This window comes from Ruegeria sp. CK2, from assembly GCF_056536585.1.
On sequence record NZ_JBQFPW010000001.1, the window covers coordinates 331,661 to 348,441 of the forward strand.

Annotated in this window: 12 protein-coding genes; 7 read left to right on the forward strand and 5 right to left on the reverse strand. The window is 55.3% G+C overall.

The window, feature by feature from the left end; genetic code table 11:
- The first annotated feature begins 204 nt into the window (after positions 1 to 204).
- The 5 genes from ACR0BU_RS01625 (at position 205) to ACR0BU_RS01645 (ending at position 5,911) form a co-directional block, all read left to right on the forward strand.
- A complete protein-coding gene (locus tag ACR0BU_RS01625) occupies positions 205 to 1,725 on the forward strand; it encodes a lipopolysaccharide biosynthesis protein (protein ID WP_480735095.1) in 1,521 nt (506 codons plus the stop codon).
- 70 nt (positions 1,726 to 1,795) lie between these two features.
- Positions 1,796 to 2,539 carry a sulfotransferase family 2 domain-containing protein gene (locus ACR0BU_RS01630; RefSeq protein WP_299885233.1) on the forward strand — a complete coding sequence of 248 codons (744 nt, stop codon included), beginning with the start codon at positions 1,796 to 1,798 and terminating at the stop codon, positions 2,537 to 2,539.
- A 79-nt stretch (positions 2,540 to 2,618) separates the two neighbouring features.
- Positions 2,619 to 3,707 carry a glycosyltransferase gene (locus ACR0BU_RS01635; protein ID WP_480735094.1) on the forward strand — a complete coding sequence of 363 codons (1,089 nt, stop codon included), beginning with the start codon at positions 2,619 to 2,621 and terminating at the stop codon, positions 3,705 to 3,707.
- 32 nt (positions 3,708 to 3,739) lie between these two features.
- Entirely contained in the window at positions 3,740 to 4,930 is a 1,191-nt protein-coding gene (locus ACR0BU_RS01640) for a glycosyltransferase (RefSeq protein WP_480735092.1), read from the forward strand.
- Positions 4,931 to 4,969: 39 nt separating this feature from the next.
- A complete protein-coding gene (locus ACR0BU_RS01645; RefSeq protein WP_480735090.1) occupies positions 4,970 to 5,911 on the forward strand; it encodes a sulfotransferase family protein in 942 nt (313 codons plus the stop codon).
- A gap of 157 nt (positions 5,912 to 6,068) precedes the next feature.
- Here the strand turns inward: ACR0BU_RS01645 and ACR0BU_RS01650 are convergent, their stop codons facing one another.
- Genes ACR0BU_RS01650 through ACR0BU_RS01660 form a run of 3 tightly spaced genes read right to left on the reverse strand, consistent with a single transcriptional unit; the run spans position 6,069 to position 8,163 of the window.
- Positions 6,069 to 6,782 carry a hypothetical protein gene (locus tag ACR0BU_RS01650; protein ID WP_299078060.1) on the reverse strand — a complete coding sequence of 238 codons (714 nt, stop codon included), beginning with the start codon at positions 6,780 to 6,782 and terminating at the stop codon, positions 6,069 to 6,071.
- A gap of 33 nt (positions 6,783 to 6,815) precedes the next feature.
- Complete coding sequence (locus tag ACR0BU_RS01655) at positions 6,816 to 7,598, reverse strand: hypothetical protein (RefSeq protein ID WP_299078057.1); 783 nt, start codon at positions 7,596 to 7,598, stop codon at positions 6,816 to 6,818.
- 7 nt (positions 7,599 to 7,605) lie between these two features.
- On the reverse strand, positions 7,606 to 8,163 hold the full coding sequence (locus tag ACR0BU_RS01660; protein WP_298932809.1) for a hypothetical protein: 558 nt from the start codon (positions 8,161 to 8,163) through the stop codon (positions 7,606 to 7,608).
- Between the two features lie 244 nt (positions 8,164 to 8,407).
- Here ACR0BU_RS01660 and ACR0BU_RS01665 point away from each other — a divergent pair, with 244 nt between their 5' ends.
- Complete coding sequence (locus ACR0BU_RS01665; RefSeq protein ID WP_480735087.1) at positions 8,408 to 9,190, forward strand: thioesterase II family protein; 783 nt, start codon at positions 8,408 to 8,410, stop codon at positions 9,188 to 9,190.
- Positions 9,156 to 14,447: an SDR family NAD(P)-dependent oxidoreductase gene (locus ACR0BU_RS01670; RefSeq protein WP_480735086.1), complete on the forward strand. Its 5,292-nt coding sequence runs from the start codon at positions 9,156 to 9,158 to the stop codon at positions 14,445 to 14,447. Before ACR0BU_RS01665 ends, ACR0BU_RS01670 begins: the two co-directional genes overlap by 35 nt.
- Here the strand turns inward: ACR0BU_RS01670 and ACR0BU_RS01675 are convergent.
- Positions 14,440 to 15,066, reverse strand: a complete 627-nt coding sequence (locus tag ACR0BU_RS01675; protein ID WP_298932815.1) for a hypothetical protein — start codon at positions 15,064 to 15,066, stop codon at positions 14,440 to 14,442. The genes ACR0BU_RS01670 and ACR0BU_RS01675 overlap by 8 nt on opposite strands.
- A 219-nt stretch (positions 15,067 to 15,285) precedes the next feature.
- Complete coding sequence (locus ACR0BU_RS01680) at positions 15,286 to 16,407, reverse strand: radical SAM protein (protein ID WP_480735084.1); 1,122 nt, start codon at positions 16,405 to 16,407, stop codon at positions 15,286 to 15,288.
- Positions 16,408 to 16,781 lie beyond the last annotated feature (374 nt).

A 16,781-nucleotide genomic window follows, 5' to 3' on the forward strand; every position in this document is an offset into this window, starting at 1 on the left:
GTCAGCAAGTCACAAATCAAATACGCATCAGTTCTGGATGCCCAAGTCTTGCATCATGTTTGTTACGTATAGAACGTTTTCCGCCATTGAGGGCACCCGTTTGGCGGGAAGTTGCTGAAAAAGATGCTGCGCGTGCAAAGGGCGGGCACACCTCCCCGCTCCATGCAATTCTTGCGACGTCAAATTGGCAGAAAGTCCTAAAGCATGGCTCAACGTGATCCTCGTGAGGTGGTGGAAACCGTCGCCCATGACACCTACGGCGGAACCGTCGTTCAAGGTGGCCTCTACGCCGCACTGAGCCAACTGGTGATGGTCGGGTGTCAGTTCGGGTCGGTTCTCATCCTGTCGCGACTGCTCAAGCCCGCTGATTTCGGTCTGATTGCTATGATCGGCCCGGTTATCGCATTTCTGACGCTGTTCAAGGAAATGGGTCTGCTACAGGCGGTCATCCAGAAACGGACTCTGACATATGGACAGCTAAACTCGTTGTTTTGGATCAATTTGGGCGTCAGCCTGACACTAACAGTCTTGCTGATCCTTCTGGCACCGCTGATTGCTGATTTCTACAAAGAACCCGAATTGATATGGCTGGTCAGAATCATGGCCCTGAACATGGTCGTCACAGCACTTGGGGCGCAGCACTTTGCTCTGCTCAATCGCAATATGGGCTTTGGTCGAATTGCGATCAACGCCAGCATTATCGCCGTGTTTTCTTTGGTTGTTTCGATCATTTGGGCGTTGGTCTCACCAACACCCTGGGCGCTGGTTGCCGGTACTCTGGCCGGTGGCGTTCTCGGCGCTCTGTTGGTGTGGGCTTGGGTCCCTTGGCACCCATCGCGCCCTAGCATCGCAGCTGGGACTGCCGATCTTTTGGGCTTTGGCGCCGGAGTGACGGGGTTCAAGCTGGCGAATTTCCTGTCACGCAACCTCGACAGTATCTTGATTGGGCGCGTCTGGGGTGGTTCGGCGCTTGGGTTCTATGATCGGGCGTACAAACTGATCCTGTTTCCGTTGAACCGTGTGGCTCAGCCCTTGTCTCAGGTTATGGTACCCGTTCTGTCACGGATGCAGGACGAACCGCACCGTTACACCCACGCGTTTTTTCGCGTCTTCGGGCTGATGCAGCTTGCCATCCTGCCCGGCGTCGCCGCGTTGACGGGAATGGCGGACACAGCCGTTCCGTTTTTGCTCGGCGCGCAATGGACGGAAAGCGCCCCGATCTTCGCAGCTTTGGGCATTGCCGCCTTGGCGCAACCGTTGGCAAACCCAACCGGGTGGCTATTTGTCAGTCAGGGGCGCACCACCGAAATGGCATGGTGGGGCTTTGCGTCTGCGACTGTCACCTGTGCAGCATTCGTCTGGGGGGTGCAATTCGGCGTCCGTGAGTTTGCGATGGCTTATGCCGCAGTCACGATGCTGAAACTGTTTCCCCTTTGGCTGCTTGTAACCCGCAAAGGACCAGTTGGTCGGGATAGCATCCTGCGGCGAATTCTGCCGGTATTCTGTGCCGGCCTCGTTTGTTACGTGATCATTTTGGTTACGCAAGCCTCATTGCCCAATCACGCGTTTGCAAAGCTCCTTGCCGGAACCACGATAAGCTATGCCGCGTTTGCAGTCTTTTTGACCTTCAGTGCCTATGGCCGCGACACCCTGGGCGAGGTGAAAGGGTTGGCAGTTAAAGCCTTGCAGCAAATGAAAAAACGCGCGGACAAGAGGCCCGCATGATGTATTCTATGAAACCCACTGCACCACGCTTTTGTGCCGGTTGCGCAGCCCGGATGCCGGAGGCTACGCGATGCAGACGCTGACGCGGATTAGCACCGAGATAGGTTGGCGTATGATGCCCAGCCGAATGATTGATCGCTTACAGCCCAAGCCCGACCCGCAGCTTGAAGATGTCTATCTGAGGCGCGGCCTTATCCTAATACACATACCTAAGAATGCCGGTACGTCTGTCGAAGACGCTTTGTTTGGGTACCGCGTGCGGCACAGGACGTGGAACGATGTAAAGTCGGAATGTCCAAGGGCATGGCAACAGCTACCCAAGATCGCGATCCTTAGGGACCCTGTGGACCGGTTTTTGTCTGCCTATGACTATCTGAAATCCGGTGGACGCAACGCACAAGACCGACAGTTCGGATCCAGAATGATCGGGACGCAACCGGTCGATGACTTCCTGAACCGGCTTTGGACACAAAAAGCCTTTCGCAAAACGACCATGAGGTTTTTCCATTTTCGACCTCAATCGGACTACATCTGTGACGGTGATACCGTGATGGTCGATGCGTTGATCCCATTTCACAAGATGGCCGAGGGGCTGACTAAGTTGACTGGCGTGCCCTCGGGGCTGCTATTGCATGCGAACAAGACCACCGGATCACGAACGCAAAAGTCCGACCTGTCACAATCTGGTGTCGACAAGATCCAACATCTTTACGCGTCGGATGTCGAACTACATTCGGATGCTTGCAAAACTTGGTGCGCAACCTTGCCAATCCAGCCTCTCGTAACCCGGCCAACAGACGGGGCAGATCATTGATGAATCAGCATACCGGCCTCGCCCGTCACCACAATTCAAAGCGCGCAGTATGCCTGCGCCCATTTGCAAGGGTATGAAAATGCGAATTCTATTTGCGGGTGGAAATGGCTGGTTGCCCGAAGCCAGCGGCGGCACCCAGAACAGCACCGATCATTTGATCCGCGAGAGCATTGCCCAAGGTCATGAATGCGCCGTGTATTGCGGCTTTTCTGGTCGTGGGTTCTTTGGGTTTCGGATGAGAGCCCAGCGCAAGATCACCGGTCGCCCGTTCAGTATCGACCACAGTCAGGGTTACGAGGTCATGCGCACCTGGGAACCCGTGGACCCGGCCCGAATTTCCGCAGCCGTCGATCGTTTCCGACCCGATGTCGTGGTCATCCAAACTCGACATTCAGCCCGCTTGGGTATGGAGTTTGCAGAACTCGGCCTGCCTGTTGTTCTATATCTGCGCAACGTTGAGTTTGACGAAAACGAAGGGGATGTAAGTATGATCCCTGGCGCAAGTTTCATCGCCAATTCAAACTTTACAGCGGGGGCCTACCACGACGCCTACAGGATCGATTGCGCGGTGATTACGCCAACCATCAATTTTGAAGAATATAGATGCGACACCACCAGAGAATTCGCGACGCTTATCAACATACATCCAAAAAAAGGGTATGAGGTTGCGCGCGAAATGGCGCGTGCCTGCCCGGATATTCCGTTCCTGTTTGTCGAGGCCTGGACACTTTGGGACGGTCTTTTCAAACAAATCATGGCCGAAATTGCCGAGCTGCCCAACGTCACGTTTATGAGCCGAACGTCAGATATGTCGAAGGTCTATGGGCGTACAAAGGTACTGCTGGCGCCAAGCCAGTGGGAAGAAGCCTGGGGCCGCGTTGCGTCCGAGGCCCATTGCAGTGGTATCCCCGTGATCGGTTCGAACCGAGGGGGGCTGAGTCAGGCCATCGGACCCGGCGGCATCGTTCTGCCCCATGATGCACCGACCGAGGAGTGGGTCGATGCGCTGCGCAAGCTGTGGTCGAACGAAGATGCCTACAACGATCTGTCAAAAACAGCATTGGACTACGCCAAACGCCCCGAACTCGATTTCAAACGCCAGCATGAGGCGTTCCTGTCGGTACTGAACAGGGCTGTTTCGCGACAAAGTGTCCGCTGCTCAGCCTGAATTGACAAATCCAACGAAATCGGAGCCGACCCGTGAACATCTGCTTTTGTGTCTCGAACTTTCCATCGGTGTCACAGACGTTTGTCACCTCACAGGCGATGTATGCCGTGGCACAGGGACATCAAGTGACGGTGGCCTGCAAAACGTTCGAAGCCGAGACGCCACTTTCGGATGAAGAAAAGGCGTTGCTGACCGACGTTCGAATTGTCGTTTGGCCCCCGACAAGACCAAGCCTGTTGCAGGCCATCCCAAGAAATTTGGCGGACCGAATGGCCGCGCGGATGGATCGATCTGCATGGCGGCGACAGATTGATGCAGACGTTGTCATTGCACATTTCGGGTATCGCGGCGCTGCGGTGGCACGCGCGCAAAAGGGCTGGAAACATCGCCCACCCTTGGTGACGGTTTTTCACGGCCGGGATGTGAGTGTCGAGCATCAGCGCGATAGGTTGGCGCGATACCGGGATCTCTTCACGCAGGGCGATCTCCATGTCACCGTCAACGAACAATTCGCAAAGCGTCTTGTTGAGTGCGGCGCCCCCGACACGCGCGTCGAAACCCGGCACCTTGGCATTCCAGTGTCTCGATACGCTTATACAGCACCCAAAGTCGACGCGACTTTGCGCCTGTTTAGCCTGTGCCGGTTGGTGGAGAAAAAGGGGTTGAAGACCGCAATCGACGCGCTGGTGTTGCTGCACCAACACCACCCCGAGATCGGCTGGCGTTACGACATTGGCGGCGACGGTCCGCTGACATCGGAACTGCAAGATCAGGTGACGCGTAACGGATTGCAAGATCGCGTTCGTTTTCTCGGTGCCCTGCCTCATCAAGATGCCCTGAAACGGATTACCAATGCGGATGTCTTGCTCGCCCCAAGCTGCACGGCAAAGGATGGTGACCAGGAAGGCATACCAGTTACCTTGATGGAGGCGATGGCGCTTGGAACCCCGGTATGCACAACGCGCCATTCCGGCATACCCGAACTGGTCACCCATCATGAGACCGGGCTACTGTCTGATGAACACAACGCAGAAGAGCTGTGTCAGAATATCCTGTTCCTTGCGCAAAACCCCCAAAACGTAGGGGCTTTGGCCACGGCCGCCCGCAAGAAAGTCGAGCATGACTACAACGAAGATTTGCAAAACGCCGAGTTTCTGGAGCGGTGTCGAACCCTGCAATCAGCGCCCCGAACCGAATTGGTAAGCCAGATTGCTGCGTCTTAGCTTTCAACCCTCTTCCGCCCGATGATCGAATAGGAGGCAATGATTTTGGCAATACCGGATTTCATCATAGGAGGAGCTCCGAAATGCGGCACAACCTCACTGCATCAAGTTTTGGATCAACACCCCGACGTCTGGATGGCCAAAAACGAGTTGTACTTCTTTGATGCCGACGATCCCATTGCACACGGTGATTTCCTGGGGATCGAGGGTGACGATCTGGTTGCACGTTCTCCCGGCGACCCGGCGCTGAAGGACTGGTATCAAAATCGCTTTTCTGATGCGCCCGATGGATGCCTTACGGGCGAGGATTCAACAACCTACCTGATGTCCGATGTCGCAGCGTTTCGCATCAAAGCAATGAACCCGGATGCAAAAGTAATTTTCATGCTGCGAGATCCGGTCCGGCGCGCTTTTTCGCAATACTGGCATCTTCTGCGCAGCGGACGCACTTGTGTGTCTTTTGAAAAAGCGCTCAGCAGCGAACCTTCAATCGTGTTGGGTTCAACCTATGCCCCCTCCCTACGGCAATTCCATGCGGCGCTTGGGAAGGACCGGGTGCATGTTGTCTTGTTCGAGGAATTCAAGGCCGATCAGCAGGCCGCGATGGATGGTGTTACCACATTTCTCGGGCTTTCACCGATGCCGGTCGCAAAGGTGGAAACCTGGCACAATCGAACAGAGTATCCGACCCGAACAAGTACGCTGCTTCGCCTGAATCGCGTGGGCAAGATTTTGGTGCGCTATCGCTACGCCCGCCATTTCGATGGCTTCGGTGGCGCCATGTCTGCCATCGGTCACAAAGCGTACCGTCGTTGGTATCATTTCGTCGAAAAGCGGGTTCTAACGCAGGATAGACCGCCGTCGGACATGCGGCCCAAAACGTGCGACTACCTGCGCCAGCATCTATCGGACCGAAATGCCGGGCTTTCAGATCTTTTGGGCAAAAGCCTGGGCGATTATTGGCCGGGATTCTCCCAATAGCCAACGACGGCCTTGGTTCGCACGCACCTTCCTGGCCACCTGGACCTTGCTCGCACCAGCAACAACATCACGCGGGGTGACAAACGTTTTTAGTAGGATACCGCCTATCGAAAATGGGGCGCAAATACAGGCTCCGATCTGTTAGCTTGGTCTCAGGTCAGCAGCAATCGCACTTACAGGTGGAAATATGGCTGTCGCACTGATTTGGCAGAACGGCGACTGCGACAAGAACGGGCCGGTTGATGCACCCATCCGCGTTAACGCGCGCATAAGCGACTTCACAGCGGTCCACATCGTGACGACGTTGATCGTCTTTCTCTTCGCGATCTTTCGAGGATTTGCCCGTGCCATGGTCTTTGTGGAACACAGAACAATCGATATTGACAGCGAGCGAAATAACTTTTTCCTCGCAAGGTCCCAACGTGAATTTGGTTTCGGACAAAGAAGCATTCCACCCAAGATCGCGCCCGCTTGCCGTTGTGAAACTGCTTAGTGAAAGTGCCACGTCTCGTGTTCGCCGGCTGTCATTGGAAAACGTAATCGAGATGACGCGCCGTTCAGAACACCTAGCTTCGATCAATACGTCTCCATCACAAATACAGCACTCGCAGCAGCTGTCGTAAACGCGCGGGCTGTCACAGCACTCACACCCGTAGTCGCATCCACACTGTTTTGGAGAATACTGCACGCCCGGCACCCCATAAAGTGCGGTGGAGTAGTAGGCCTGCAGCTGCGTGTACCCTTCGCGGAGACTGCAGAGGTAGTCGTCAATATCCATCATCCGCATGCTCTGCGTGCGATAGCAATATGCATAGAACACCTCGGGTTTTCGGGCATAGCTGCCACCGGGGGGTGTCATCGTTTTTTGCATGTTCTTGCCTCCTAAGCGCGGATAGAGGAACCTTCAGACAGCCAAAATGCGTGCCGTCACAGTTTCCGAAAGAATCCGTATGAATGCAGTGGTCTCGACGCGGACTGGAATCTTGCTCGGGATCTGAAAGGTCCAGATTTGTGATGCTGCCTGACCCGCTTCCAGCGTAATGGCTTCGTTGGTGACCTTAAGCGGCGCGAAACTCGCCAGCTCAGCCTCATAACTGAGCGACATGGCGCGCATCACATCGTCCAAGGTACGTTCCGTATCTTCAAGCTTCTTGAGCGTCGCCCGCTGTGCCCGGCAGTGTATCTCGTCAAGATCAAGTTGCACGGCTCCGATTGCCGGAATGGTGACAGGAACGTTGCCATGGTTTTGAAAGGCCATCAGCTTTTCGACCTTTGCACCTTTCTTTCCCACCACAAACACTTCGGGGGGTGAAACCTCAAAATCGACGACCTCGGTTACGATGACTTGGGCCTGATGGTCCGCGCCGTCTAAGGGAAATGACATCGTGTATATGCCGGGTGGCGTCGACGGTTTCAGGGCAACGGTCAAAGGTACAGCTTTTCTGGCGCCGGCTCGAATTTTGACGCGTGGCAAATCAACGGCCAAGGCCGGTTCAGATACCTTGGTTTTTGTACCCCTTCCCCCCTTTGCTGGCACCTGGGTCAACTTAAGATCGCGCAGTGCCTTTCGTTCAGCACCCGCGTTCTCAAGGTTCAGAGTGCCGCACAACGCACTCGGTTCGCCAATCAAAACAAGCGGCTCAACAAGTTTGACGTCTGAGGTTGTTTTCTTTGATGCCGTTGCCATGTCGCGCCTACTTGATATGGATTTTCACACCACCAGAACTGGGTTGCTTACCGGCTGTGGCATGCCCCGACGACGGTGCCGAACTTTGCGCCGGTAACTGGACCGAAGGACGGAAGGGCAACTCTTCGTAGATCTGCTTGCTTTCACCGCTATAGGTCACGCCGTAATACTCGACACCCATATAGGTCACGCCGATATGGTGGTGGTACGGTTGGCAGATGATGCCGGTGGGCAGCTTACCGTAGTTAACCGTGGTGCAGAAATCCAATGCCACCGGTTTCACATCGATCGACAGCGGCTTGATCTCGAGCGTCAGATCGCTTGAGCTTTCGGTGACTATCGGCTCAGAAATCTTGATGTCCTGAAGGCTTTCCGTTTTGATCGGATCCCCGCCCTCAAGCTTGGTCTCAGACTTGATCGGGTTCGCTCCACCATTGAGCGTAACACCGATATCATCGAGACCATTTACCGTGACATCCGCATCGGTATCTGAATCGATTGAAATAGGTCCGTTGTTGACGTTTACGGTGCTTCTGCCACCTCCGCCTTTGCCGCCGCCTGGCATCGTCACCTCCGAATGCAATCGGTGCAGTGCCTATGACATGCACCTCAATATGAATAAGTGTTTGGCACGTAAAACATGCAGATGGTGAGCTAAGAGTAGCATATTTGGCGTCCTTGATCACGTTTGATGATCAGCAGCACACGTGCTGGCGCGCCAAAAGAACCAATTTGTGTTATGGTACAGGCAGATCAGTGGTTAGGTGCGCAGCGCGTGCCGATAATCATCGCCAGAGGTGACAGACGCTGTGAGTGTTGAAATCGCATTGAATCCGCATGACGCTACCTGTGCAGGCCTGTCCGGTCGCCTGCTCTGTTTTCCGCATGCAGGCGGTGCGGGAGAGCGCTTTCAAGATTGGATAAGCGGTTTTGCGCCGGTTTTGGACGTCAGATCCATAACATTGCCAGGTCGAGGAGCGCTATTGAACCACATCCCTGTTGAATCGTGGTCGTCCCTCCTCGCTGCCGTCGTCACAAAAATACTGCCGCTCACGGATCGGCCCTATGCCCTGTTCGGGCACAGTTTCGGGGCACTTTTGGCCTATGAAACAGCCCGAGCGTTGGGGGCAAAGGGTCGCGTGCCCAATTTGCTTGTTGTCGCTGGGCGCGCGCCACAAATGGCCACCCATGAGGTCGCGATATCCGGCTTGCCGCGCGTCGCGTTTCTGAAAGAGCTGGAAGCGATTGATGGGACACCGGCCGACGTTCTCGCCAACGCTAACTTGATGGACCGGGTGTTGCCTGCTGTGCGCGCCGATTTCACCTTGCTGGAACGTTACGACGCGGATGACGCAGAAAACCATCCGCCGCTTGATTGCCCTATCCTCGCCGTAGGCTCTGATAACGACCCGCGGGTTCCATTTGATGCCGTTCTCGGCTGGCGCCATCGGACGCGCCTTCGGTTCGAGTGTCGTCTTTTTGCGGGCGATCACTTCTTTCCCTTTTCTAACCCGGGTTTCGCCGACTCATTGTTTGATTATGTTGATGGCTCTCTGAATGAACACTCAAAGGACTTCCATCGCGCCGGATGAAAACTCCATCGCGATCATCGGAATGCAGGGCCGCTTTCCCGGCGCTGCGACTGTCGAAGAGCTGTGGCAAAACCTTCTGGCCGGGCGCGAAGCCGTAACAACGCTGACAGCCGAACAAATGGAAGGAGCAAGTGTTCCCAAAGACATCCACGAACTGCCAAACTACGTCAACAAAGCCACTCTTCTCGAAGATGTCGACAAGTTCGACGCCGAGTTCTTTGGGTTCAGCCCCCGTGACGCCGAACTGACCGATCCTCAACACCGCCTGTTTCTGGAATGCGCCTGGCACAGTCTGGAAGATGCCGGGTACGTCCCCAACCGCTACAAGGGTGATATCGGCGTGTTTGGCGGGTGCGAATTGTCCGGATACCTCTATCTGATCAATCGCAATCTTGATCGTCTGGGATTTTTGGACGGCATGCAATTGATGATAACAAACGATAAAGACTACATGGCCACTCAGGTGGCTTATAAGCTGAACCTGACCGGTCCAGCTATAACCGTTCAGACGTCGTGTTCGACATCGCTGGTTGCTACGTGTCTTGCCTGCCAAAGCCTACTGGAAGAAAGCTGCGATATTGCCTTGGCCGGCGGAGTGACGGTGAAAGTTCCCCAGCGGCGTGGTTATCTGTTTGCAGCGGGTGGAATCTTGTCACCCGACGGGCAATGCCGTCCGTTCGATGCCGCCGCTCAGGGCACCATCGTCGGCAGCGGCGTCGGGCTTGTTGTTTTAAAACGCCTGGACAAGGCGATCCGCGACGGAGACCGCATACGGGCCGTGATCAGAGGTTTCGGGCACAATAACGATGGAGCAAACAAGGTCAGCTATGCAGCGCCAAGTGCAGAAGGACAGGCGCGCGCGATTGAGACTGCCTTTGAGATGGCAGGCATTGCACCGCGTTCTGTCGGATACATCGAGGCCCATGGAACAGCGACGATGCTCGGCGACCCCATTGAGGTTTCGGCCCTGACGCGTGTCTTTCGCAAATCAACGGATGACACGCAGTTCTGTTCAATTGGTTCGGTCAAAGCCAATCTGGGACATCTCAGCTGCGCCGCTGGGGTCACCGGTCTGATCAAGGCTGCACTGGTGACCGAAACCGGCAAAGTGCCACCCAACCCCCATTTCAGTGTTCCCGCCCCGGGGATCGATTTTCCGACAAGCCCGTTCTACGTGAATCGCGACGCTGCCACGATACAGGCAAAAGACGGGCCTCGGCGCGCGGGTGTCAGTTCATTTGGGGTGGGCGGAACAAATGCGCATGTCCTTCTGGAAGAACCGCCAAAGCAGACCAGCTCAGGACCAGGACGCAAGCGGCAGTTGGTTGTCATGTCCGCCCGAAGTGAGACAGCGCTGAATCGGCTGGCTTTGGCGCAGGCCCGCCAAATCATGACGGCAACTTCATCTGAACTCGCCGACATTGCCTATACCGCAAAAACCGGCCGGACCCGTTTCGTGCATCGGCGCTATGTGCGTGTTGACTCCGACAATCCGGCCGGCAGCGCGCTCGCGCTTCTGTCTCACAATACCGAAAAAGTGCGCACGTTTCAGTCCAACGGCGAAGACCGCCCCGTCGTGTTCATGTTTTCCGGCCAAGGCTCACAATATCCGGATATGGGCAGAGGTTTGTACCGGGCCGAACCCGTTTTTCGCCGCACATTCGACCGGTGTTGCCGCGCGTTCCGGGCAGCAACCGATCTGGATCTGAAACCTATTGTGTTTCCAACGAAAGAGGATCGAAAACGCGCAGCTGATAAGTTGAAGCAGACCCAGTTCACACAACCCGCTTTGTTTGCGGTCGAATATGCGCTCGCCCAGCTTTGGATGTCGTGGGGCGTTCGCCCACGCGCCATGATTGGTCACAGCATTGGCGAATACGTGGCGGCGACACTCGCAGGGGTCATGACCTTGAGGGATGCGGCGAAGCTTGTGGCGCGGCGCGGTGCTTTGATGGCGTCCTGCAAACCCGGCGCAATGCTGTCGATCCCGAAAGACGAGAGTTACGTACGGCCTTTGTTACCGGACGATATTGCGGTGGCGACCGTCAATGCGCCTAGCATGACAGTGGTGGCGGGTCCGACACCAGCTATAAAACGACTGGCCAAACGGCTTGAAAACCAGAAGATCACTCCGACGTTGCTGCGAACGTCTCATGCGTTCCATTCCGCCATGATGGATCCGATCCTTGATGTATTCATTGAGGCCTTCAAGGATGTACGTTTGCGGCCGCCAAGTGTCGACACCTACTCGAACCTCACTGGCAGCGTGCTGACGGCAACGGCCGCAACTGACCCCGCCTATTGGGCCATGCATATCAGAAGCACGGTTCGTTTTGCCAACTGTGTGCAAGGTGGTCTGGCGTTGCAAGATGCGATCTTCCTTGAGATCGGACCGGGCCGCTCGCTGACCAACCTTGCCGGACTTCAGCTTGTGGGCAACAACTCTGTTGCACTGTCGTCGATGGACAGCAAGGCGGGGTCTTCGGGAGAGGTCGATCTTGTGACGGACGCGCTCGGTCAGTTGTGGGCGCAAGGTGCGGATATTGACTGGCATACATATTACAGGGGCGAAGTTCGGCGAAAGGTGGCGCTGCCGCCCTACCCGTTCGAACGCGACAGTTACTGGGTCGGTGGCGGCGAAGACCCAAGCATGCAGGCTGCCGCCTCGCGCAAGGCCATGGTTGATTGGGCCTATGTGCCTGACTGGATTGAAACACCAATCGAGAACTTATCCACCTTTCCCGATGAAGCACGCGTGCTGATCTTCAGCGACAAACGCAGCGCTGCGAATAGCTTACAGAACTCAATACAAGAGCAAGGCGTAACAACCATCAAGGCCACGGCGGGGAAACGGTTCATGCAGCGAAAAGACGGATCTTTTGTTGTGAATCCCCATGACCCGGAACACATGAGACAACTGGCCGCCAAACTCAGTCTTGAGGCCAGCCCGATCACCCATGTCGTTTCCTTTTGGCCTCTGATGCTCAAAGATGCTGAAACCTGCATAAGCACAATGCAAAATGCGGCCATCGAACTTGCCAAAACGAATGGGATGGCGAAGTTTCAGATGATTTCGCTGACAGCGCAGGCACAATCAGCTCGGCCCGATGGAACATGTTCCATTGCAGCGTCAGCCACCCTCGCCTTGGCGAAGACATTGGGGCAGGAAGTTTCATCACTGCAGGTCACAACTGTGGATGTCGCTAAAGACGATCAATCTACGGCCGCCGCGGACCAGCTTGCGCGCTGGGTGCTGGACGAACTACAGGCGTCTGAATTCACGCCCAGCGTCGCGTATATTGGCGGCAAAAGACACGTTCTGAGCTGCACTGCGCAGCCGTTGGAGCCCGTTGATCCCTCGCCGCTTTTCAAAACAAACGGCGTCTATGTGATTACTGGAGGTCTCGGAAATATTGGATTGTCGATCGCACGGATGCTAGCCGAAAAGTATCAGGCGAAACTGGTTCTCATTTCTCGAAACGGCGCGCCACCCAAGGCCAATTGGGAGGCCTTGACCGCCGGGTCGGACGAATTTGACAAGACCGCGACCCTTGCACGCACGCTGATGAATTTGGACCGCAAGGGCCATGTACTTGCTCTGAAGGCTGACGCGACAGACCAACAGGCGCTTGAACAAGCCCTGTCCGATGGCCGGGAATCGTTTGGTGAAATTGATGGTGTTTTTCATATGGCGGGAAACGTGAAAGACGGGTTTGGAAAGCTGAAAAAGCTGAAATCCGACGATCTGACGCGCCAGCTTAATCCGAAGATCGGCGGTGCACAAACGCTGGCCAAGGCACTAAAAGGTCATACCCCGGATTTTGTTATTCTTGGATCGTCGCTTTCTGCGGTTCTTGGCGGAGTTAATCTGGGGTATTATGCGGCTGCCAATCAGATGCTCGACAGCTTTGCCGCGTCCCGGCCCACGGACGCCAGGTGGATCTCGGTCAATTGGGATCAATGGGCTTTTGCAGATCAGATCCACGGAGAAGATGCCATTTCGCCCGAAGATGGGGCCGAGGCGCTTTTGCGGCTGGCAGCGCTTGATGCCAACCAGATTGCCATTTCCACTACACCATTGAAGACGAGAGTAGCCGAATGGGTCGACTTCACCGCCGCGCCACACACGGCGAAAGCTTCAACAGGTGGCCATAACCGTCCGAACCTGACCAATCCCTTTGAGGCACCAAAGACCGACATGGAGACTATCCTCGCGGGGATTTGGGAAGAACTTCTTGGGTTAAGCCCCGTCGGTATCCACGATAAGTTCTTTGAATTGGGCGGCCATTCGCTGCTTGCCATTGAGATGACAATGCGGATCGAAGAGCGGTTTGGTTACACCCCAGAGGTCGGTCAGATTTTTGACGCGCCAACGATTGCAGGGCTAGCCCCGTTAATTGAGAAAAACATAGGGAAGGAACGGGAGCCACCCCAACCAGCCGAGGCCAATCATACTTCTGCGGCAACCGATCCGGACCTAAGCTTGGAGGGTGCTAAGAAAAGCTTTCAGGACATGTATGACGGTGTGACCAAACAACTGGATGGGTCCGCTTTCGGTGCCTTCGCACATTTTCTGAACTATGGCTACGTATCAAACGGTGCGCCAGAGGCATCAAAGGCAGAACTTGGCGCCAAGATGATGAACCGAAACTCGGTCAAACTGGCGCTGGAAGTGATCGGAACCTACCCTGTTGATGGCAAAACCCTATTGGATGTGGGATGCGGACGGGGTGGAACAGCCAGAACCTTGGCTGAGTTCTTCGAACCCGCCGCGGTCACCGGCGTGGATCTCTCAGGCGCGGCGATCGATTTTTGCCGAAAGACACACACTGACGGCAGGCTGACATTTCTGCAGGGCGACGCCGAGGACTTGCCTTTCAAGGATGCGCAGTTCGACGCTGTGACCAACATCGAAAGCTCTCATACCTACCCTGCCATACAGCGCTTCTACGCATCGGTCATGCGGGTTCTGAGACCGGGTGGTGCGTTTCTGTACACCGATCTCTTGCCGGTCGGAAAACTGCATCAATGCCTCGAACTACTGAAAGATCTGGGCTTTGTGATTGAAGATGAACGAGACATCACACCTAATGTGCTGCTGTCATGTGACGAAATCGCGGCGTCGCGCCTTGGTGCCTTTGGAGGCGATCAGGACATGAGCAACTTTCTGGCCGCCCCTGGATCGGCTGTCTATGAATCGATGAAGTCGGGTGAGTGGAGTTACCGTATCTGGCGATTGATGCGGCCAATTACGTGACGTCTATCTGACAAGAAATCAATTGGTTGCGCGCCTGACCTAATCCAACAATCACAAGGGCAGTCGAATAGCATACCCCTTCGCGGTAGAGGTCAGCATCAAGCGGTATCATAACCTTTACCGTTTGCTTTTGACCGGGCGCGAGGTTGATAAGCTCTGGGACGACATCGATCATCGCACCTTCAAGAGCCGTACCAGAGTCATCCAGAACCGGCGTCGTTGAAACACGGGGGCTGACACTGGTGGCTGTGCTGTTCTCAACATCAAAACTAGCGGACAGGGTTGTGCCCGCAGCACCAGACAGCGAAATCGATGCCGCCTGAGGATCTGGTGCCGGGTCGGTCAAATAGCCGTTCATTCCGCGTGTATTCAGGAAATGAAAAAGTTCATCAGTATATCGTTTGGACAAAACTTGCGCCGATGCCGCATATCGAATGGCAAGCTGAAGACCCTCCTGCGCGATCTCAGCACCGCGCGTTTCGGTGAATTCTTTGTAAAGGTCAGCCAACTCAGGCGCATATCCTTGTTCCGACAGCTTTTGATACTGTGTCCCAGCGTCGGTGTATTGCTGGGTGAAGGCCGTATAGATCGACTGTAGCTGACGGTAGCTTTCCTCCATCGCGGCCTGCAGGTCGGCTTGCCCATCTTTCCCCGAGCGGGCCGGCTGCAGGCTCGGATTGTCATTCTCAATTTTCGTTGGTTTCTTAGAAGACTCCGTTGGCGCGGGCTTAGGTTTGGGCGCGCTCCGCTTTGCCTTCCTCGTTGGTTTTTTTGCTGGTTGTTTTCTGGTAGTTTTGGCCATTTCAGCCCCTATCGTAGCCGTGCTGACCCGCCCAACTTACACCAAAGCAGTGGTTTGCACCAATTTGCCCTCGGTCTCGCGCCGAATTGCAGCCTGATGCCATGTGCTCAAAAGCGCGACGTAGCCCGCCAAATTTGTCGAGGTCAGCGTTGCTGCAGCGTGCGTTGGGCCACGGAGGCCACGTTCAACCGCAAGCGTGCCATAAAGCTCAATCACTCTCTGGATCAATGTTGGCGCGGCATAAGCAAGCGACAGATGCTCCGGCTCCCAGACCGTATTGAAGTATAGGACCGCGCCAAGCTCATCGGCAAACTCCAACAGATCAACCAGCTCCTGCCAGTTGACGGTCATAATGCAGGCCGAAATACCAATTGGTCGGTTGTTCTGGCGCGAATAGTCGGCCAGCCAGCGTGTGTTTGTCATCACAGTGTCAAAGTCGGCATTGCGACGGATCGAGCAATAAGTGTCGCGCCGAACACTGTCGAGCGAGATGCCGATATGCACGTTGCCGCGTTCCAAAACTGAACGGGCTTGATCCGGAAGGATTGACGCATTGGTCTGTATAGTGATTTCGCAATCCGGGTTCAGGGCGATGAGCCGTTCCCAGATCCGATAATACAGCCGCATGACGAAAGGCTCGCCGCCATAAAATGTCGTGCCCTCAAGATGGGGGATGAACTCTTCCAGTTCGTCGACAAAGGGCTGGCCATAAGCCTGCGGCAGCGCTGGGCGTCTTTCGCGGAACCGACGGATCCGCGAAGAAAGCTCTCCGTTGCACATGATGCATTCCAGATTGCAGGCATTATGCAACTCGAAAGACAGCGAAGTTGGATGATCCGGATTTGGCGTCCAGCGGTCGAAATGCTGTGCGACAACGGCTCCGAAATTTCCGGTTTCGATTTGCGACCCGCACCCGTTGCACGCGCCGCCAAGATCGTCCGCCGCGATGCGTTTGCACAGGGTTTGGCGCGCACGGCCCTCCCAAATCTCGCGGATTGATTGGGTCGGGTAACACCCTAGAGGTTCGCGATTGTAGCAGCAGCTTGATACGTTGCCGTCAGTGCCGAAATACAGGCTTGTTGACGGGCTGTAGCACAGCAGAGGCCGAGGTCCAGAGCGGCGCTGCTGGTTATAAAGATAGTTCTGGATCGGGTTCACGACGTCCCCCCGCAAAACTCTTTCTTGGTCATATCTTATCACAAATCTTGTTCGGTGAGTCTGAAATGAGCGAAAGCTCGCGGCGTCTGCATTTCTGCTTGGGCGTTACGCCCACCCCGTATGGCGACCTTTAGCCCTGACACAACCGTCCCAACGACAAGAACACCGGCATCCGATGTGTTTTTTTGGTATGTTTTCGTGAGAACTAGTTCGTATGCCACTCCTTGCCATTCGTTGGGTTCTATTTGCGCCGAATTTGAACTCCGATTTATGCTCTTTCGGCTTTTACAGATATGTCACGCCCAGATACTCCAACGCGCAGCAAATGTCGGAAAGCAACGAGTTCGCGTTGACATCTGTTCGCTCTAAAACAA

Excerpts from the sequence above, each read along its gene's own strand:
- ACR0BU_RS01625 (WP_480735095.1), top strand. The coding sequence starts at position 205 with ATGGCTCAACGTGATCCTCGTGAGGTGGTGGAAACCGTCGCCCATGAC.
- ACR0BU_RS01655 (WP_299078057.1), bottom strand. The coding sequence starts at position 7,598 with ATGGCAACGGCATCAAAGAAAACAACCTCAGACGTCAAACTTGTTGAG.
- ACR0BU_RS01645 (WP_480735090.1), top strand. The coding sequence starts at position 4,970 with ATGATTTTGGCAATACCGGATTTCATCATAGGAGGAGCTCCGAAATGC.
- ACR0BU_RS01670 (WP_480735086.1), top strand. The coding sequence starts at position 9,156 with ATGAACACTCAAAGGACTTCCATCGCGCCGGATGAAAACTCCATCGCG.
- ACR0BU_RS01635 (WP_480735094.1), top strand. The coding sequence starts at position 2,619 with ATGCGAATTCTATTTGCGGGTGGAAATGGCTGGTTGCCCGAAGCCAGC.
- ACR0BU_RS01660 (WP_298932809.1), bottom strand. The coding sequence starts at position 8,163 with ATGCCAGGCGGCGGCAAAGGCGGAGGTGGCAGAAGCACCGTAAACGTC.
- ACR0BU_RS01675 (WP_298932815.1), bottom strand. The coding sequence starts at position 15,066 with ATGGAGGAAAGCTACCGTCAGCTACAGTCGATCTATACGGCCTTCACC.
- ACR0BU_RS01650 (WP_299078060.1), bottom strand. The coding sequence starts at position 6,782 with ATGCAAAAAACGATGACACCCCCCGGTGGCAGCTATGCCCGAAAACCC.
- ACR0BU_RS01630 (WP_299885233.1), top strand. The coding sequence starts at position 1,796 with ATGCAGACGCTGACGCGGATTAGCACCGAGATAGGTTGGCGTATGATG.